Raw genomic sequence first — 17,940 nt, 5'->3', positions numbered from 1 at the left:
TCTAACTAGAAAACAAATGACCAGTCTCATTTGTTTTCTAGTCTATTCCCCCTTCACTCTCCCATTAGGGACAGCAAATCCTGCGTCGCTTGTTTCGGATCTTCTGCGTGACATATCGCTGATACCAATGCCAATCCATGAATGCCCGTTTCAGTCAGCTGTGGGATGTTCGATTCGTTAATACCGCCAATCCCAACAATCGGAAGCTTGGTCGCTTCTAACGCCATTTGAATGCCTTCGTAACCCCAGTGTTTCTTGAGGTTTGTCTTGGTCGGTGTCGCGAAAAGCGCGCTGAGGCCAATGTAATCAATCGGTAAGCTATCGGCTTCTTGTAACTGCTGCTCCGTCTCAATCGATAACCCAAGAATCTTATCAACTCCAATCAGCTTACGTGCTAACGCGGCAGGCATATCCGATTGCCCCAAGTGTAAACCATCGGCATCAACGGCTAATGCCACATCGACTCGATCATTAATGATCAAGGGCACACCCGTTCCAGCTAAAATCGATTTAACGGCTTGTGCACGCTCAATGAACGCTCTTACGTCCCCATGTTTTTCTCTTACTTGAACCATAGTGACACCACCAGCAACCGCTTGTTCAACCACGAACTTAAGCGTTTCTAAATCTTGTTGGTCGTCAGTCACCAGATAAAGTTTATAAGGGTTCATCGCATACCTTTGAAGTCGATTTCTAAAAATGGTTTTCTGCCATTTTACCGACAAATCACATCCTATGCATGGAAGTTAGCACTTAATTCCTTAAATTAGGCGGGCGAATTCAAATACGCAACTCGTTGAAAGCATATCGAAAAACCTGAGCTTTCTAACAAAAGCGTTACTTATTACACAAACTATTCGCTTTAGCATGCCTAGAATGCTGTTTTATGAAATACTCCCCTATGAAGGAATCAGGTAAATATAGGGATAGTTATGCGCCACCTTTCTATAGCGCTCAAGATCAAGCTGGGTTATGCCATCTGCTTGCTCTTTTTCGTCATTTCAGGCCTTGTGAGTTACAAAGGTATTCAAACCTTGTCGAACGGCTTTAGCCAATACAGTGAACTCAGCCACAAGGCGACATTGTCAGGCAACATTCAAGTGCACTTTCTTCAGATGCGTTTAGCCTCTGAACGTTACTTAGAGTCATTGGATGATCAATATGAAGCGAATTATCAATCGAGCAAATTGGCGATTGATGAACTGCTGAACAACTTAATCCAAACCACCACCAATACTGATAGCTTGTCGAGCCTGCAATTAGTGCAAGACAGCGTTGCGGCGTTTGATGCGGCTTATGGTTCAATGAAACAGAGCCAACTGCTCATTGACCAGTTAGTTAACGTAGAGATGGTCACACGAGAAACCAACGCACTAAAAGCTGCGCAGAGCTTGTTGTATGAGTCTTACAACAACAACGATCCAAACGCGAGCTTGTACGCCGGCATGTTGATGGAGAACTTCCTCGCCGCCAAGATCACTGTGCTGAGTTACTCCAACAACAACGACCTCAAAACCTATGAAGCCGGTAAAGACATCTTTGAATATGCTCTGCCAGGTATCGAAGGTGATATTGAATCTCTTAAATCATCTCCTTATCAAAGTGAACTGATTGAAGATTTCTCTAACCAACGTGAAGCGTACGCGAAAGGTTTTGAGCAAGTTCATCAGCAGATGATTGAGAACACCCAAAGAACCGCTACCCTCGCCTCTATTGGCGATAGCTTAGCGATTTCGGTGGCCGATGCTCAGAGTATTCTCGAACAACAGAAACAAGCGTTAACACCAGAGCTGCAAGCCAGTGAAAAGCGCTCGATTCAAATCATCATTTTACTAACGAGTGTCGCTCTGATTATCGGCACGACAAGTGCCGTGTTGGTCACTCGTTCTATCACCAAAGGCATCGCACAGGTTAAACAGATAACCAATGAGCTTTCGCAAGGTAACTTGAATGTTGAAGTGAACATTGAGAGCAAAAACGAGATTGGCGAGCTACTAACCAACATGGAGATCACCATTGAGTCTCTGCGCGATATCGTAGGCCAAGTGAACCGCTCTAGTGTACGTATTGGCGAGATGTCTGAATCACTTAACCAAGTGACGAATAACAGCTCGACCAACGCAACTCAGTTGAACAGCGAAATGATGAACATCTCATCCGCGGTTGACCAACTGGCTTCAAGTACATCTGAAATTGCCTCAAGTGCTAACCACGCTTCTCAAGTAGCGAACCAAGCGACCGAGAATGTGGCGATGGGTCTGAAAGAAGTAGATAAGACACTACACGAAATTGGCAGCGCCGATGAGAGCATGCAGGTCAGCAGCCAGAAGGTAACCGACCTCCACAAAGAGTCGATGAACATTGGCGCAATACTGGAAGTAATCAAAGGCGTTTCAGAGCAGACCAACCTTCTCGCGCTGAATGCCGCAATTGAAGCCGCTCGCGCAGGTGAACAAGGACGTGGATTTGCCGTCGTAGCCGATGAAGTAAGGACTCTCGCTAAGCGCACCCAAGACTCTGCTAGCCAGATTGATGAGCTCATCACCTCACTACAACGTGGCGCTAAAGATGCGTTAGAGTCAATTAAAGAGAGCCACAGCACAGTTTCAGATGCTTCAACTCAAGCACAGCAAGCTTCTCAGAACTTACATGTGATTAATCAACACATCCAAGATCTGAATCAGGCCAACAGCCAGATCGCAGTATCGGTTGATGAACAAGATCGTCTAACCAAATCTCTGGGTGAAAACGCACAAGGTGCAAACACTATTGCTCAAAGCAACCAAGAGTCGGTAAGCAGCATTTCAGGTGCAGCGAGCGACTTAACCGAGGTTGCTCATCACCTAGAGAGCCAAGTGAACCGATTTAGAACCTAGCCAGCCAGTCTATACACAGCTGACACAGTTCCAAACCAATAATAAAAAGCCCCCAACACATAAGTGTCGGGGGCTTTTCTATAACTAAGCGTTTTAAGTTAGGCTTCTAACTGATAGCTTAGAGCTAAATTAACTCTACTGAATCTTCAAACGTTGAATCAGAGTCTCTTCGTCTAACTGATATAGCTCATCAAGTAAGTTCATTTGCAAGCTACCCGGGCCGCGTGAGTTTTCAGCCGCGATTTCACCAACTACGCCCAATACCGCCGCTGCCGCTAAACCACTTTCATCTCCAATGGCAGCAAACGCACCTGTCAATGCCGTTAAGGTACAACCCATGCCCGTCACATACGGCATCATTGGATGTCCATTGTTTAACGTCACCACGCTGTCTTTAGTGACAACGTAATCCGTCTCACCAGAAATCACCACATTCGCGCCGTATTCAGCCACTAAGCACTGTGCAGCGCCTAATGCAGCATCACTGCTATCTAACGCATCAACGCCTTTGCTCTGCGCTTGTTCGCCCGCTAATGCGATAATCTCAGACGCATTACCACGAATGATTAACTTATCCGCTAAACGTGCGATTTGACGAGAAGTCTCAGTACGCAACGTACTTGCACCACAACCCACAGGGTCAAGAACCACAACCTTATTGTTCGCATTCGCTTGTTCAACAGCAAAACACATTCTTGGTGTCCAAACACTGTCGAGCGTGCCAATGTTGATCACTAAAGCGCCAGAGAAAGACATCATCTCTGCCAGCTCTTGTTGTGAGTGCGCCATGATAGGCGAAGCGCCAATCGCCAATAACGCATTGGCCGTGTTGTTCATCACTACATAGTTGGTGATGTTCACAACCAACGGTTTTTGCTCTCGTACTGCGCGCAGTGATTGGATGATTTGTTCAGTTAGCATCGATTAATCCTTATTCGTGAAAGCCGCTGTTGAGTCATTAAGTGCATTCAAACCTTGCTGCCAGAAAGCCACTTCCATACGAGTTGCGGTTTTGAAGATATGAACGATGTTCTGACCGCGCTCGCTGTTAATATCAATTTCAGCCAGTAGCTGATTGAAATACTCTGCGCCCGTTGCCACGCCAGACTGGAACTCTTCTCCGCCGTAAAGCTGCAGCCAGCTCGCGTATGGGTTGCCTTCTAAAACAGTATCGCTGCTTTCTAATAGCGCTTTACCAATCACGGCATAACCAATTGAACACGGAGCCAGTGCCGCATAAAGATCGACAAGATCCCCCGTCATACCTGCATCTAGAACGTAGCGCGTGTAAGCGACTGTGCCAAAATCTTCTGGTTCGTTTTCTAAATCCGATTCCGTTAAACCCCACTGACCACAGTAAGTCACGTGGTGTGAAATTTCAGAATCTAATAAAGCATGTACACTTGGCAGTGCGCGACGCATATCAGCCAAGGTTTTCGCCTTGTAAATGGCCAATGCATAAGCACGGGCATACTGTTTTAAGAACAGAAAGTCTTGCTTCAGGTAATGTAGAAAACACGGCTGAGCCAGAGTGCCGTTTGCCAGCGTTTTCACAAAATCATGCTCGGTGTAGTCTTGCCAATCTTGCTGGCAGGCTTGGATTAAGTCTTGATATTTCATGAGATTCCTTAGTCAAAAGCCGGTACGTAATCAGCAGCTATTGGTAGTGATTTGATAATGCCTTTGTCGAACATGAACTGCGCGTAATCATCGTAACGCTTCATATCTACTGCAGAAGGGCGAAGTGCAAAACGAGTCAGTGTGTCGTTCCACGCGCGTTGGTTAAGTTCGTTGTTCAACGTATCTGGTGAATACGCCACAAACTCACTCCATGAATCTTGTGGGTGGTTCACAATATAAGTCGTTGCTTGCTCTAGTGCTTTGTTGAAGGCTTTGATAGCTTCGTCGTCGTGTTTCTTCGCATTCGCAACAAAGATCAGCTCGTCGTAAACTGGCACACCGTGTTCTTCAGGGAAGAACGCTTTTGCTTTAAAGCCTTCAAGCGCTAGTTGGTTAGTTTCGAAGTTACGTAAGCCACCCCAGATTGCATCTACCTTGCCCGATGCCAGTGAAGACGATAGTGCCCAACCGACATTGATGGTTTGCACGTCAGTGAACTCAACGTTTTCCTGAGCTAACATGGTGCCGATCGTCGCTTCTTCGTTACCCGCAATCGCGATACCGATCTTCTTGCCTTTCAGATCTGCTAACGAATCGTTCTTGCCATTATCCAACACCATTAGTGTGTTCAGTGGTGTCGCGATAAGGGTTGATGCACGAACCAGAGGCAAACCTGCCGCCACATCCATGGTTAAACTTGGTTGGTAGGTGACGGCTAAGTCAACCTTCCCTGCCGCAACGAGTTTTGCTGGCGTGCTTGGGTCAGCTGGCTCTTGGATTTCAACCTCTAGGCCTTGGTCAGCAAAGTAACCACGCTCTTGAGCAATCACAATTGGGCCGTGGTTCGGATTGACAAACCAATCCAACATCAGTGTTAGTTTCTTTTGTTCAGAATCCGCTAATGCATGACCTGAAACTAGCGAAGCAAGCAGTGCCACTGCACCTACCAATTTGGTATTTTTCATAGTTAACCTTTCCTTTTGAATATTATTATTGTGTTTTTCAATCTAATTTCTAACGAGGTTTGTTTAGATAAAGAGCCTTGAGCGAAGCTTTATTAAACAAAGGGTTATTGAGCGAACCATCACTGATTCTCCCAAGGGATAGCTTTTTTGAGTAATTTGTCTGTGATGAAGTAGAGCGAGATAGAGAGCACCGCCAAGATAAACAAGGCAGCAAACATCTCATCAATGATCATTCGTGCATTGGCTTGCAGCATTAAGTAGCCTAGCCCTTCACTCGAACCCACCCACTCGCCGACAACCGCGCCAATCGGAGCGATAACCACAGCCACACGAATACCTGACGCCAATGTTGGCAGTGCAGCAGGAAGTTGAATGTGGCGTAGCAGTTGCCATTTCGATGCGCCCATCGTCTTGGCGAGGTCAAGATAACCCGTCGGTGTATTTCGCAGGCCGTCGTAGCAGCAAGTCGTCACTGGGAAGAAGATTATGATTGCCGCCATCACCACTTTTGAAGCTATGCCATAGCCAAGCCACAGCATCAGTACTGGCGCGATCGCAAATACAGGAATCGCTTGGCTAGCAATCAAGATAGGCAACAGCCAACGTTTCAACGGATCAAACATCAACATCTGCAAGGCGAAAAACAGCCCCATAGACAAACCTAGTAATAGCCCAAGTAAGATCTCTTGTGCGGTCACCCAAGTGTGTTTGAGTAACACATCGTAGCGTTCAATAAGCTTGAGAAAGACTTCTGCGGGGGCCGGAAGAATGAAGCTCGGCATTTCGAAAACAACGACCACAAGTTGCCATAAGCCAAGAATCACAACACTGCTGATAAGCAAACGCATAACGGGATTCATCTGACTTGAACGTTCAGTGCTAGACTGCACGTTCGTTGACTGAGTCACAGCTTCACTTCGCGTTAGATCATTCATAATCACGCTCCAACTGATCTAAGATCGCCTGTTGCAACTCGGCACACTCACCATCGAGCACTCGTGGCGTTGAGGTGTGAGGCACAGGTAAAGAGTGAGCACTCGCAGGCGAGCCTTGCAGCACATACAAGTTATCCGCCAAACGCACCGCTTCTTGTGGATCATGAGTAATCAACACAACGGTTTTATCTCTTAACAGTTCACACGCTAAGGTCTGTAACTTGTGTCTTGTTACCGCATCCAGCGCTGAGAAAGGTTCGTCCATCAACACGACAGGCTTGTCTTGCATTAAAGTGCGAGCCAAAGCAACACGTTGACGCATACCACCAGACAATTGATCCGGCATGGTATCTGCGTAATCAGCCAAACCAACAGAAGTCAGTAGCTCTAACGCCTGATTTTTATGCTCGATATTTTGATGCTTATCTACGGAATCTTGAAAGCGATGGCTCAGACACACATTGTCGATAACCGACAACCACGGCAGTAATAAATCTTGCTGCGCCATATATGCGATGCGATCGGTGAGAGGCAGTTCATCAGACGTTGCCAATGTGCCCTGCCATTCAACTTTGTCATCGAGTAAACCTGCTAGGTATCGCAATACCGTGGTTTTCCCGCAACCACTGCGACCAAGCAGCACAGTCCACTTACCTGCCTTTAAGTTCAATGACAGCCCCGACAAGGTCGCGTGCTCGCTATCTCGGTAGCGCAGAGTCGCATTACTGAGTTGAACGCCAATCGTATTAACGGACATTACCATGCCCAGCGAAGAAGTGATTTACCGGTCCATGCCCCTGACCAACTTGAAGTTCGTCAGCATGAGCAATCGCGCGTGAAATGTATTGTTTACCTAGGTCGACAGCCTCTGGAAGCGTGTTGCCTTGAGCCAAGAAAGAAGCGATCGCAGAAGAAAGCGTACAACCCGTACCATGGGTATTTTTGGTAGGAAAACGCTTCGCGCTAATCAAAGCAGATGTGGTTGGCAGAATCAGTAAGTCGCTACTGTTTTCATCTTTCTCCAAGTGACCGCCTTTTAGCAGGACGGCTTTAGCACCTAAAGCGCGCAGGTCTTCAATCATATCCTGCATTTCCGCTTGGCTTTCAGGCACAGCTTTACCTGTAAGTGCTGCACCTTCTGGCAAGTTAGGGGTAATGATGTCTGCGAGCGGAATCAGCTCCTGTTTTAGCGTGGTGATAGCCGAGTTTTCTAAAAGAAGGTCGCCACTTGTCGCCACCATGACAGGGTCAATCACTAGGTGTTTAGGCTGGTATTGTTTGATTTTGTCCGCGACAACTTTGATGATTTGCGAATCCGCCAACATGCCAACTTTTACCGCTACGATATTCAAATCGGTAAACACTGCATCTAGCTGGCTAGCGACATGCTCAAGCGGGATAGGGAAAATTGCTGACACGCCTTGGGTATTCTGAGATGTAATCGCGGTAATTACCGAACAAGCGAAACTACCCGTAGCAGACATGGCTTTAATATCAGCTTGAATGCCCGCGCCGCCGCCACTGTCAGAACCCGCAATGGTCAAAACAATCGGAGTATTGATCGAAGAAGATGGGTTTTCTGGTGTTTGAATGCTGCTAGGTGATGCTTGAGAATTGGAATGCTGTGTCATGGTCGCTCCTACTGTCTAAAAGACGTAAGAGAACCGAACTTTGGCCGCAAAGAGAGTGTGGAGGTGAAAGCAATGAGAGATCATTGTTGAACCACGTAGGCAAAGTAATCATAGTTCCCTACGCCAGTGTTAACTGAATCAGGTTCAACGGGTCTCGAATAACGATCTCAGCAAACACCAACTAAGGTATATGCCCCCCGACTATTGATAACGATAGTAACAGCACTCTCGCAACTGAGATACTCATTTTATTCAATTATAAGAATCACGCATGAATTTAATTCAATTAATCTCGCTTTAACAAATAGTTATAACGGCTTTTTAGTCGGCTGATATTGGATGAATAAACACATCACAATCAAGAACATACCTAGCCAGCCAACCAATGGAATAAGCTCACCCACAATACACACGGCCAACACGGCGGCAACGACCGGCTCAAGCAAGGTAATCAAGTTGGCACTGCTCGCGGTGACATGTCGCAGGCCAAAACTGAAGGCGATATAACCCATGCATTGAGGAATTAACGCCAAGTAACTCACGACCAATATATTGGTATTCGATGCGAACAGGTTATTCCCTGTAAACCAAAGCGTTGGCAGTAATAGCATTGCACCTAAACCAAATATGCTGCCCATCGCCGCTTGCGACTCAATGCCTTCGTCTATCAAAGCCTTCGTCGCCCATGAATAAATGGCGTAACACAGACCAGCAACCAAACCTAATCCAATACCCAAAAGCTTCAGTTCGTCGCCAGATTCACTCGCCGATGACGACTCTGAAAACACCAATAACCCAATACCCACCACACCAATCGCAAAGCTCGTTAACCAGCGTTTGTTGATATTATTGTTTTTGCTGATAAGACACTCTAAGAGAGCAGAAAAGAACGGTGCGGTAGCAATCGACACGACCGTACCAATTGCGACACCCGATAACTTCATAGATGAATAGAAAGCTAAGGGGTATACAGCCAAAGCCAAAGCGCTCACTGCCAACAGCTTCTTGTTCTGCAAAAGTTTGTCGAAAGCGAATAGGATTTTTCGATACGCCAAGCCCGCTTGCATTAGGCCGCCGACACCCATAGAGAAAGCACCAATCGCCAAGGGACTTAAATCAGGTGCGAAGCTTGCGGCGGTGCCTGTCGTGCCCCATAAAATAGAAGCAAACAAGATGGCTAAAGTGCCCGTTTGGAATTCGTTAACACGATTGATGGCAAGATTCATTTCTATTACCCAATTTTCAGCTCTGAAATAGATAATAGTGAAGATGCCTTAAAATTAGTTTGCAGAACGGACGCTATTGTTATTTCGAAAGACTCTCTTTCATCGAGCCTAGAAACGCCCTAGGGGACATCCCAAAGTGCTGAGAGAAGCGGCGACTGAACGCAGACACATCAGTATACCCAACATTTTCAGCGATCAATTGGACAGGCAGATCGGTATGGCTTAGCAAGGCTTGCGCTTTCTCCATACGATATCGAGTGATGTATTTAAGCACACTGATACCTAGGCACTCTTTGAAGCGTTTTTTGAATTGAGTAGGACTCAAACAGGCCGTTTCTGCAAGTTGAGATATAGAGAGAGGTCGGGCGTAATTATCCGCTATCAATCTTTGTACCGCACGGATTCTTGGGTCGATGCTCTTGCTTACTTGTTGTTGCTCTAACAGTAGTGAGAACACATCCAAGATTGACGATTCAATGCCACTGTCTACTTGATATTCCAGCTGCTTCTCAACGAACAGTAAGAAGCTCATCAAAGGCGGAGTAATCGCAAATACAGAGAGCTCATGCTCTAACAAGTGCTGCGGTAACTCTGCCATATCTGCGACAATAAACCGCGCTGCTTCATCCGCCTTAAAGGCATGCGCTGTGGTTACCGGAATCACCACGCATTCACCTACGGCCACTTTGCCGACATATCCAACCATCTCAAGGTTGATACTCCCTTGGATCGGCAATACCAGTTGATGATGGTCATCATGAGCATGGGTATTAAATTGCTTGGTGTAAGATCGAATGCTTAAGCTAGATTTCATGAGCAACGCCGGAGTACATTTCGCTAGGTTAAAGTAAGAGATACAACGTTACATTATCACTCCCCTAGAGTCACACTCAATGCTCATCAAATTCATGCTAGCTAGGCAACATGATCAAAAACGGCCTCCAAATGAGAGGCCGTTTTTATTAAAAAGCGTAATTCACACCAAGATTAGAATGATACTTGGCTGTCCTGACCCACGGTGACTTGCACGCCATTTTGAGCTTCGTATATTGCGAAGCCTGCGGCTAATGGCGCAGCATTGTCTTCATCACTGTCATGCTGCGCAGTACAGGTATAACCCAATGAGTAAGTACCTGGGTCAATGAAGCCCAGAGAGAACTCATAGTTTGTCTGTGCTTGATTCATTGTCACTGATGCTGAAGTGATCGGTTTCACTTCATCACTGCCGCCGATTGGTGCCATGTCAGCTTTGTCGACATCGCCTTCATACAGATAAACCGACTGAACGAACGTGTTATCGTCTGTAGGATTACAAGCTTCGAAAGTTGTGGTCGCTACAGTACCTTCAATGTTTCCTGTCTCAACCGTATTGATAAGGCTCACAGACGTTCTTTGAATGGTGTAATCAGGGAAAGTCGAACTGTTCTTTAGGCCACGTCGAAGATCGAACTCGACAACAAAATCGTTACTTTGTTGGTTCACATTAAATGAGTTATTAAAGTAAAGTACGCCAGCGTTATCTTCTTTACCCACACCTTGCGGACACGCACCTTCACCTTTCACCGTTAAGCTTTGTTCCACATTATTATCATCTACGACATATGATGGATCTGTTGGATGATCGCCATCATTCGCAAACACACACAACTTATAGCTGCCTACCGGAATGACCTCATTTTCAATCAAAGGAAGCGCATCGCTGCCTTGGTAATCCAGCAAATTCACACCTAATGGAATCGGATCCTCACCATCTGGCAATGGATCGCCATTTTCATCAACGTAATCGCCGTTTTCGTCCGTTTTATACACATCATATATCAGTGGCGAACCTCCCCCTTGAGGAAGTAAAGCAACCTTACTGAATGTCACGGTGACGTCTTTAACATCATCAATGGGCGCATCACTCACGCTCAAGGTAATGGGTGTCGTGCTGCTTGATGAACCTGAATCACCGCCACAACCAACAAGCCCAGCCAGCACAAGGCTCGCTAAAGCGGTTTCCTTTAAATACTTCATAACTAGCTTCCTATAAATCACTGCTCAATAAAGGGCTTAGTTTGTTGCCCTCTTATTCATTTCCTTAATGTGGCTCATAGATAAACCGCGCTTATGGCCAAAATCGGTTAGCCCTATTACTTAAGGCTTTCTTCATCCAAAAACTCTGCTCATCAAGATGCACATATCAGGTCGCACATAGGTTAATTAAGTCTAGTAAGTAAATTGTCAGTAGTCGCACATATTTGGCAAGATTGCTGTCAATTGTGTTGAAATAGTCGGTGTGTATGGAGTCAGATAAGATAATTGAAAGCAACTCAACCAAAGCCCCAAACTACTACCAAGATCAAAAAAGGCCGTCAAGACAGCCTATTGCTGAACTTAAACGACCTTTTCATTGAATGCGAATAAGCTAAGACGATATCAGCTCATTCAAACTCACTTATTTTTGAAGTTGCTCTTTAGCCGCTTCAACCTTAGAAAAATCTAGGCCAAGCTCTTCAACTGCTTCTTTGATTAGCGCAGGGTTTTGCATTACCTGACCCATCAGCATTTGAAGTTTGTCTTGAGGTAAACCAAGTTGGCTGATCGTCGCCATTGCTGCAAGAGGGTTCTCGGTCAACGTCTTGAATAGCTCGCTGATCTGCTCGTCGCTAATATTGTTCTCTTTCAACATTGCTAAAATCGGGTTCATTTTTTTGCCTTTGAAACACTAAATTAAGTAGGAGCACAGCATACCATCTAGCTGTGCTCGATTGTACTAGCAACTTATACTTTGCCTACTATGAAATAACCCTAAGCCTAGCGAGACTCTAATGGGTAAGAGCGGTAACTCCACATACCATACGTTCTAAGAGCGTCGCGGTAGATACCTAGCAGCTCACCACTGCTCGCCTTCTTAAGATCTGCGAGCGGCTTGTCTGGGTAAGAAACCGTATCAAAGGTGATGCCTTGAGGCCCCGTTTGCCAGCTCGCGATTTCAAACAGAGTTTGACCACGACGAACATGGCTTGCCGAGCTGATAATGGTCGCATGCTTAATATCATGACGAGCAAGCGCATAGCTACTGAATAAGGCATTGCCTACCGTGCTGGTCGCGTAGTTCTCTTCAATGATGCGATCTTTACTTACCCCTTTTGAGATAAGCCAATCCGCCATTAACTTGCCTTCAGTCTTATGGTTCTTCGGCACGCCACCCGTTAACACGATCATCGCATCTGGGTTCGCTTTAGCCATCGCTAATGTCGTTTCAAGACGTTCAATCAAGATTTCATGCATAGAGCCATCAGGGTTAAGCGCGTAGCCTAAAGTGACGATGGCACCGTGGTCGCTCAACAGTCCCTTATCTGCAGATTCTTTAAGAGGTGTTTCTAACACGCGGTCGACCGTTGCAAAAATACGTTTAATATCTTCTGCCTTACCTTTATTCAGGCTCTCTAGCTTCTCCATGTGCTTGTTGGATTCACTTTCATTGCCTTCAAAACGCTGCCAAACCGCAAGGTAAGCATGAAGATCGACATCGTCTGGTGCAACCGTCAACGCTTGTTCAAATAACTCAATCGCGCGCTCTGCGTTCTTGTTGTAGATCTGAGCATTCGCCGCCGAGATCAACAAATCAGTACGGTAAGGTTCTAGCTGGTACGCTTCTAACAATCGGTTAGTCACAATTTCCATGTTGCTTGGCATTTTAGCCGTGAAGCCCGCGTGAGAAATTCTTGCCGGAGACTTAAAGGCCTGCAACGCATCAAGAAGTAATTGGTCGACAACTTGTCGCTTAGTCACCAACTGCGCGTAATCCGCTGAAGCCTGTACTGCGCCATCGTTAGCGGCAAAAGAATAAGGTGTTGCGCCAAAAGCAAGCATGCCACCAAGAGCGAGGGCGATAATGTTCTTTTTCATGGAAAGATCCTGTGTCGTTAAGTGTTCACATCAGATTTGCTCACCAATGTAAGTCCCTAAGATTAAAAAACTGTGAACCACACCAGAATCTCCGAGGTTAATATTCATTTGTTGCATAAGGTGTGGCAACAGATCACGATTTTGAACTTACCAATAAGCCTGTATATCCAGATAATTCTGGTTTGAACCAGTGCTCAACGTTTTTGTTGGAATATCTGACTGCGGATTTAATACGCCCTATTCCACCGAAAACCACCCATCACAAACCCGAACTCCGCAGAAAACAACACGCCAAACAGCAACTTTAAGCTCATTTTTCAACAACTTAAAATTCAACACACTGAATCATTCGATTCCATTCTCGCTCTAATAACGAAGTTTTAAGCGCATAGATTTAAAACACGCATCAACCGGTTTTCAAATAAATTAAAATCAATCATTGAACGACCGTTCAAGAGGTGCTTTAATGAATTATCAATACAAGGAGTTACCCCATGCTTAAGTTCTATTTTCACCAAACACCCAACCCAATGAAGATCGCTCTGTTTCTAGAAGAGACAGGCCTAGATTTTGAACTCGTTCCTGTTGATACCTTAAAGGGCGAGCAACACACGCCGGAATATCGTTTGATTAACCCGAACGGTAAAACACCAGCCATTGAAGACGATGGACAGCGCGTGTTCGATTCTAACGCTATCCTTTTGTACCTATCAGAGAAGACTGGCGAGCTTGGGGGACAACCAGAAGACAGAGCTGAACTGCTCTCTTGGATGATGTTTATCGCCAGCGGCCTTGGCCCTTATTCAGGTCAATCGGTACACTTCCGTCATGCTGCGCCAGCAGGTCTAGACTACGCTGTGAACCGTTACCTACGTGAAGCACAACGTCATTACGAAGTGTTAGAGAAGCATATGGAAGGTCGTGAATTTATCGTCGGAAATGAGTACACCATTGTCGATGTCGCGGCATGGGGTTGGATTGATAAAGCACCTTTCGTGCTTGGTGAAGAAGGCCTAGAACCTTACCCGAACTTGAAGCGTTGGTTTAACGCAATCAACACCCGCCCTGCTGCACTGCGCGCTCGCGAGATTGGTAAAGGCATTGAATTTAAAACCGAACGTGATGAAGAAGCGAAACGAGCACTGTTTCCTTCGAATTATGCGAAGTAGAAGAATTGAAAGCTAATGCTCTACTAAGTGATAGCTAAAACTCAAACAGAAAGAGCCGCTAAAAAGCGGCTCTTTCTGTTCCAATCATATTGAAACGTCATGATTTTATAATCCACTTATCCAAAACACATTTCTGGACAAAAACGTGTCAGTGGTTATTCTAAATTAGCAATTTATGGATAACTACCCATATGGTAAATCAATCTATTTAGTGTTCTGTATTGATGGTTCAGCTCAGTTCGAAGCAACGCAAGCACACGATACAATCGAAAGTCGTTCGGTAATGGGTAAAATATTGTTGTTACCGTAAACGTAAAAGTTCCTCACCATCAAAAAAGGTCGCTATGATAGCGACCTTTTTTGATGGACTTCGTTATTCTGCAAGTAACTTCGGCCAGTTTTTATCTCAACTCTCAATCGTACCTCGTTCTCTACGGTCACTCCTTATTTACCAAATCTTCACGCGCTCTTCCGGTGGTAAGTAAAGATCATCGTTTTGTCCTATATCGAATGCTTCATACCACGCATCGATATTGCGAACCACACCATTTACGCGCCATTTGCTCGGAGCATGTGGGTTTGTCATTATCATCTCTTTGGTGAACTCGTCAGTCGTCTTCTCACGCCAAACATTAGCCCACGCTAAGAAGAATCTTTGCTCTCCCGTTAATCCATTAACGATAGGTGCAACCCCGTTAGGATACGTTTCACGGTTATATTGACGGTATGCCTCCAGCGCAACTGTTAAGCCCCCCAAGTCACCTATGTTCTCACCCAATGTTAGGAGTCCATTAATTTTCATCCCCGCCGATTCGTACTGGTTGTATTGTTTTATGAGTTGTGTGGTTTTTACTTTATACTTCTCGCTAGAGGTTCTACTCCACCAATCACGCATAACACCACGACCATCGAAGGCACTACCCTGATCATCAAATGCATGCCCAAGTTCGTGTCCGATAATCGCCCCAATGCTGCCAAAATTGTAAGCAGCATCTTTTGTTTTGTCATAGAACGGAGGTTGCAAGAATGCAGCAGGGAAGACGATTTCATTAGAGTTAGCAGTGTAGTAGGCATTCGCAGTTTGCGGCGTCATTGACCATTCCCAACCTCGATATGACTCATCGAGTTTCCCAATGGAATCAGCAGTCAACCAAACCTCTGCTTTATGCGCGTTCTCTAGTGGGTTGGTGCTTAAAAGATTAACCGATATGCCTTGTTCTCGGCTTGGATAACCGATTTTCACGCGCACTTGATGGAGCTTGTGGATAGCCTCATTTCTAGTTTGCTCATCCATCCATTCGGCAGCTTTGAAGCGTCTTTCAAATGTACTACTAATGTAGGCCACTAATTCTTCTATCTCTTTCTTCGACTCTTCAGGGAAGTATTCTTTTGCATAGATCATCCCAAGCGGCATACCGAGATACCCGTTTGTAAAAGACAAGGCGCGAGCCTCTAGTGGCATTTGTTCACTAATTCCTCGTTGGACTGTACTGTGAAACCAGAAGTGAGCTCCAACAAATTTCGACGAAAGCAAGGAAGCACTACGATCAAGAAGATGGGCATACATATAACTCTTAATAACTTCAATATCAGTTTTGCTAAATAGATCTGCTCCATCCTTTATCGCGCTATCCGTCACTAAAATGGCTTTTTTACCTTTCAGGCCTTTATCTGCACCACTGAAAGTAAAAAAGGTTTCCCAATCGTAACCTTTAGTGTACTCACTCAGCTCCGCTACTGTCATCGGGTGGTACGCAAGGGAAACATCACGCATTTTTGAACCATCCCAATGAGTCAAGGCTAGCTTAGATTCAAAATCCAGAACCTGTTTTGCGCGAGATTTTGCATCTTCGAATCCTGATAACACAAAGAGCTGAGTTGTGTAAGCAAGGAAAGCCTCTCGTGCTTCAGGTATGGTGTAGTAGTTTTTTTCATCCATTATCAAACCTCCCTGTGAGATGTGAGCGGCATAATGGCTTGGAGCTTTAGCGTCTTGAGACACCCCAACTTTGAAAATCGAGTCCTGCCCGATATGCGTCATCACTCGAACTGCCCCTGTATGGTCTTTAATTGCTTCAATCGACTCGAGAGAGCTAATCAAAGGCGCTAAACCCAAAGCTTCACGCTCCTTAATATTCGTGTAACTCATGTAAAGAGTTTTTATATTACGCTCGTCGTTCGTAAGCTTACGGTCATCACTTTCAATAATTTTATTTACAAGCTCTTGAAGCTGCGCTTGCGTTCGAAGGTGAACTTCAACAAAAGAGTTATTTGAAGGATAGCCTGTGGGTATCACCGCCGACTTCTGCCAGTCTTCGTTTACAAAATTGTAAAAGTCATTGCCTGCTGGATTAGCAAATGCAGAAGTAGCCGCCAAACTTAATAGTGCGAGTAGTTTTATCTTCATACGTTGTCCTTGTTGAGGCTAGTAAGGGGATGGGATAAAGGGAGTGAACCAATATATTTTTACTTATAGTCTGGCACATTCTCTTTGTTAATTCATATTGATTAAGCTATCAATATTAAAGCTTTTGGTTGACAACTAAGATTCCAGATTTGTTCGTTTAAACCGACCAGTTTAAATAGTACGCTTATTTTAATAAATTTAACTTTGGCTTAACTTAATGATCTCTAAGGTTGTTGTTCCAATCCTCTTAGGGCTCCCTCTGTGCGCATGCTCAGGTGTTTGCTCAAGTATTGAACCTATAGGCTCTGGTAGTCGTCCGATGGAGTTTGATGCGCCCAAAGCTACGCATCGTGTGGCAGCAAAAGAGGAGCCTCTTAGCTTTAGTGCAGGGCTTCGTTGCAACGTAACTAAGGTGCTTGGCTTGTCTGCCACAACAGGCGGCGAAATGGATACAGAGAAGTATACTATGAGCTTAGATTCAGGCGCACTAGGGGTTATATTTAGATTTTAAGGAGGAAACATGATCAAGGTAATGGCACTAACGGTTTCGTTAATACTGGTAGCCAATGTAAATGCTGCTGAGAAGGTTAGCGCGGAGAACGAGGGATTGAACGCCATAGTTAATGCGCTAGATTGCCACCCAGTAAAAACAATACAGCTAAACCTCAAAGAAGAAGAGAACCAGAACCAATACAGCCAATTTGCTAAGAGCGTATCAGATACTTGGGTTTGCAGCTTCCAACTTCTGAAGAACTCTATTCATAGCGAATGAGCAAATTTATACAAATAGATGAAGTTTTAGGCATTAGGATAAATAAATCAGGTTACCGAACTTGAAATTAAGCTCATTCCCGATCAGACAAACTTTGGGGCAGGAATAATTTAGGAAACAGGTTGTTTCCTAATTTGACAGCTTGATAAAACAGGCGGATTAAAATTGCATTTGCCTCCTATCCAAACTCATTTTGGTCGGGTGGACGACACTTGTTACCAAGTGCCGTCTCCCTAAGAACCGTACGTGCAACTTTCACTGCATACGGCTCAAGCCTCCACTAAGGCATCGTTTGACACCCAACAACTTATAAAGCAGTTAGAGCAGGATCAATCCACGAGTTGCGAGCTTGTCTTTTTGACTTCCGCTTTACCAAGTATTCTTGGTATTCAGGGTCAAAAGGAGTCGCTGAACTCCTGATTTTCACATGTCGCTCATGTCGCTC

17 protein-coding genes and 1 riboswitch are annotated in these 17,940 nt (G+C 45.2%); of the genes, 4 read left to right on the top strand and 13 right to left on the bottom strand.

All coding sequences use genetic code 11. The annotated features are described in order from the left end of the window. Nucleotides 1-53: 53 nt before the first annotated feature. Nucleotides 54-671, bottom strand: a complete 618-nt coding sequence (gene thiE / locus L1D22_RS11445; RefSeq protein WP_239829867.1) for a thiamine phosphate synthase — start codon at nucleotides 669-671, stop codon at nucleotides 54-56. Nucleotides 672-932: 261 nt separating this feature from the next. On the opposite strand from thiE, the gene L1D22_RS11440 reads away from it, so the two are divergent. Next, nucleotides 933-2,876, top strand: a complete 1,944-nt coding sequence (locus L1D22_RS11440) for a methyl-accepting chemotaxis protein (RefSeq protein WP_239829866.1) — start codon at nucleotides 933-935, stop codon at nucleotides 2,874-2,876. A gap of 135 nt (nucleotides 2,877-3,011) precedes the next feature. Here the strand turns inward: L1D22_RS11440 and thiM are convergent, their stop codons facing one another. The 11 genes from thiM to L1D22_RS11385 all read right to left on the bottom strand — a co-directional run bounded on the left by thiM (nucleotide 3,012) and on the right by L1D22_RS11385 (nucleotide 13,147). Next, entirely contained in the window at nucleotides 3,012-3,797 is a 786-nt protein-coding gene (thiM, locus tag L1D22_RS11435) for a hydroxyethylthiazole kinase (RefSeq protein WP_239829865.1), read from the bottom strand. 3 nt (nucleotides 3,798-3,800) lie between these two features. Then, nucleotides 3,801-4,496 carry a thiaminase II gene (tenA, locus tag L1D22_RS11430; RefSeq protein ID WP_239829864.1) on the bottom strand — a complete coding sequence of 232 codons (696 nt, stop codon included), beginning with the start codon at nucleotides 4,494-4,496 and terminating at the stop codon, nucleotides 3,801-3,803. Between the two features lie 8 nt (nucleotides 4,497-4,504). Further along, nucleotides 4,505-5,461, bottom strand: a complete 957-nt coding sequence (locus L1D22_RS11425; protein WP_239829863.1) for an ABC transporter substrate-binding protein — start codon at nucleotides 5,459-5,461, stop codon at nucleotides 4,505-4,507. Nucleotides 5,462-5,580: 119 nt separating this feature from the next. Beyond that, nucleotides 5,581-6,396 (bottom strand): ABC transporter permease, encoded by an 816-nt coding sequence (locus L1D22_RS11420; RefSeq protein WP_017061914.1) that lies wholly within the window; start codon nucleotides 6,394-6,396, stop codon nucleotides 5,581-5,583. Beyond that, nucleotides 6,389-7,153, bottom strand: a complete 765-nt coding sequence (locus tag L1D22_RS11415; RefSeq protein ID WP_239829862.1) for an ABC transporter ATP-binding protein — start codon at nucleotides 7,151-7,153, stop codon at nucleotides 6,389-6,391. Before L1D22_RS11415 ends, L1D22_RS11420 begins: the two co-directional genes overlap by 8 nt. Beyond that, on the bottom strand, nucleotides 7,143-8,027 hold the full coding sequence (gene thiD / locus L1D22_RS11410; RefSeq protein ID WP_239829861.1) for a bifunctional hydroxymethylpyrimidine kinase/phosphomethylpyrimidine kinase: 885 nt from the start codon (nucleotides 8,025-8,027) through the stop codon (nucleotides 7,143-7,145). The genes L1D22_RS11415 and thiD overlap by 11 nt, the downstream gene beginning before the upstream one ends. Before the next feature lie 98 nt (nucleotides 8,028-8,125). After that, nucleotides 8,126-8,237: riboswitch (TPP riboswitch) on the bottom strand. A gap of 98 nt (nucleotides 8,238-8,335) precedes the next feature. Beyond that, complete coding sequence (locus tag L1D22_RS11405; protein ID WP_239829860.1) at nucleotides 8,336-9,253, bottom strand: EamA family transporter; 918 nt, start codon at nucleotides 9,251-9,253, stop codon at nucleotides 8,336-8,338. Nucleotides 9,254-9,332: 79 nt separating this feature from the next. Next, the gene (locus tag L1D22_RS11400) at nucleotides 9,333-10,067 is read right to left on the bottom strand and encodes an AraC family transcriptional regulator (protein ID WP_239829859.1); all 735 of its coding nucleotides are present in this window, start codon (nucleotides 10,065-10,067) and stop codon (nucleotides 9,333-9,335) included. Between the two features lie 173 nt (nucleotides 10,068-10,240). Beyond that, the gene (locus L1D22_RS11395; protein WP_239829858.1) at nucleotides 10,241-11,269 is read right to left on the bottom strand and encodes a DUF4382 domain-containing protein; all 1,029 of its coding nucleotides are present in this window, start codon (nucleotides 11,267-11,269) and stop codon (nucleotides 10,241-10,243) included. Nucleotides 11,270-11,690: 421 nt separating this feature from the next. Beyond that, complete coding sequence (locus L1D22_RS11390) at nucleotides 11,691-11,942, bottom strand: DUF2999 family protein (protein ID WP_004731647.1); 252 nt, start codon at nucleotides 11,940-11,942, stop codon at nucleotides 11,691-11,693. Nucleotides 11,943-12,049: 107 nt separating this feature from the next. Beyond that, nucleotides 12,050-13,147, bottom strand: coding sequence for a YdcF family protein (locus tag L1D22_RS11385; protein ID WP_239829857.1), 1,098 nt, complete (start codon nucleotides 13,145-13,147; stop codon nucleotides 12,050-12,052). Nucleotides 13,148-13,641: 494 nt separating this feature from the next. On the opposite strand from L1D22_RS11385, the gene L1D22_RS11380 reads away from it, so the two are divergent. Both L1D22_RS11380 and L1D22_RS22310 read left to right on the top strand, forming a co-directional pair. After that, nucleotides 13,642-14,316 (top strand): glutathione S-transferase family protein, encoded by a 675-nt coding sequence (locus tag L1D22_RS11380; protein ID WP_239829856.1) that lies wholly within the window; start codon nucleotides 13,642-13,644, stop codon nucleotides 14,314-14,316. Nucleotides 14,317-14,491: 175 nt separating this feature from the next. Continuing rightward, the gene (locus L1D22_RS22310) at nucleotides 14,492-14,626 is read left to right on the top strand and encodes a hypothetical protein (protein WP_275665041.1); all 135 of its coding nucleotides are present in this window, start codon (nucleotides 14,492-14,494) and stop codon (nucleotides 14,624-14,626) included. Between the two features lie 138 nt (nucleotides 14,627-14,764). Here L1D22_RS22310 and L1D22_RS11375 read toward each other — a convergent pair whose 3' ends face one another. After that, nucleotides 14,765-16,723: a M13 family metallopeptidase gene (locus L1D22_RS11375; protein WP_239829855.1), complete on the bottom strand. Its 1,959-nt coding sequence runs from the start codon at nucleotides 16,721-16,723 to the stop codon at nucleotides 14,765-14,767. A 520-nt stretch (nucleotides 16,724-17,243) separates the two neighbouring features. Here L1D22_RS11375 and L1D22_RS11370 point away from each other — a divergent pair. Continuing rightward, nucleotides 17,244-17,495, top strand: coding sequence for a hypothetical protein (locus L1D22_RS11370; protein WP_239829854.1), 252 nt, complete (start codon nucleotides 17,244-17,246; stop codon nucleotides 17,493-17,495). Nucleotides 17,496-17,940 lie beyond the last annotated feature (445 nt).

The sequence above is a fragment of the Vibrio sp. Isolate34 genome (assembly GCF_022397915.1).
GTDB lineage: Bacteria > Pseudomonadota > Gammaproteobacteria > Enterobacterales > Vibrionaceae > Vibrio.
This window is presented reverse-complemented; position numbering and strand designations above follow the sequence as displayed.

What these genes read in the sequence shown, in the direction of transcription:
- L1D22_RS11400 (WP_239829859.1), bottom strand. Translation starts at nt 10,067, where the DNA reads ATGAAATCTAGCTTAAGCATTCGATCTTACACCAAGCAATTTAATACC.
- L1D22_RS22310 (WP_275665041.1), top strand. Translation starts at nt 14,492, where the DNA reads ATGGATAACTACCCATATGGTAAATCAATCTATTTAGTGTTCTGTATT.
- L1D22_RS11415 (WP_239829862.1), bottom strand. Translation starts at nt 7,153, where the DNA reads ATGTCCGTTAATACGATTGGCGTTCAACTCAGTAATGCGACTCTGCGC.
- L1D22_RS11375 (WP_239829855.1), bottom strand. Translation starts at nt 16,723, where the DNA reads ATGAAGATAAAACTACTCGCACTATTAAGTTTGGCGGCTACTTCTGCA.
- thiD (WP_239829861.1), bottom strand. Translation starts at nt 8,027, where the DNA reads ATGACACAGCATTCCAATTCTCAAGCATCACCTAGCAGCATTCAAACA.
- L1D22_RS11380 (WP_239829856.1), top strand. Translation starts at nt 13,642, where the DNA reads ATGCTTAAGTTCTATTTTCACCAAACACCCAACCCAATGAAGATCGCT.
- L1D22_RS11395 (WP_239829858.1), bottom strand. Translation starts at nt 11,269, where the DNA reads ATGAAGTATTTAAAGGAAACCGCTTTAGCGAGCCTTGTGCTGGCTGGG.
- L1D22_RS11425 (WP_239829863.1), bottom strand. Translation starts at nt 5,461, where the DNA reads ATGAAAAATACCAAATTGGTAGGTGCAGTGGCACTGCTTGCTTCGCTA.
- L1D22_RS11385 (WP_239829857.1), bottom strand. Translation starts at nt 13,147, where the DNA reads ATGAAAAAGAACATTATCGCCCTCGCTCTTGGTGGCATGCTTGCTTTT.
- L1D22_RS11370 (WP_239829854.1), top strand. Translation starts at nt 17,244, where the DNA reads ATGATCAAGGTAATGGCACTAACGGTTTCGTTAATACTGGTAGCCAAT.
- L1D22_RS11390 (WP_004731647.1), bottom strand. Translation starts at nt 11,942, where the DNA reads ATGAACCCGATTTTAGCAATGTTGAAAGAGAACAATATTAGCGACGAG.
- L1D22_RS11405 (WP_239829860.1), bottom strand. Translation starts at nt 9,253, where the DNA reads ATGAATCTTGCCATCAATCGTGTTAACGAATTCCAAACGGGCACTTTA.
- tenA (WP_239829864.1), bottom strand. Translation starts at nt 4,496, where the DNA reads ATGAAATATCAAGACTTAATCCAAGCCTGCCAGCAAGATTGGCAAGAC.
- L1D22_RS11420 (WP_017061914.1), bottom strand. Translation starts at nt 6,396, where the DNA reads ATGAATGATCTAACGCGAAGTGAAGCTGTGACTCAGTCAACGAACGTG.
- L1D22_RS11440 (WP_239829866.1), top strand. Translation starts at nt 933, where the DNA reads ATGCGCCACCTTTCTATAGCGCTCAAGATCAAGCTGGGTTATGCCATC.
- thiM (WP_239829865.1), bottom strand. Translation starts at nt 3,797, where the DNA reads ATGCTAACTGAACAAATCATCCAATCACTGCGCGCAGTACGAGAGCAA.
- thiE (WP_239829867.1), bottom strand. Translation starts at nt 671, where the DNA reads ATGAACCCTTATAAACTTTATCTGGTGACTGACGACCAACAAGATTTA.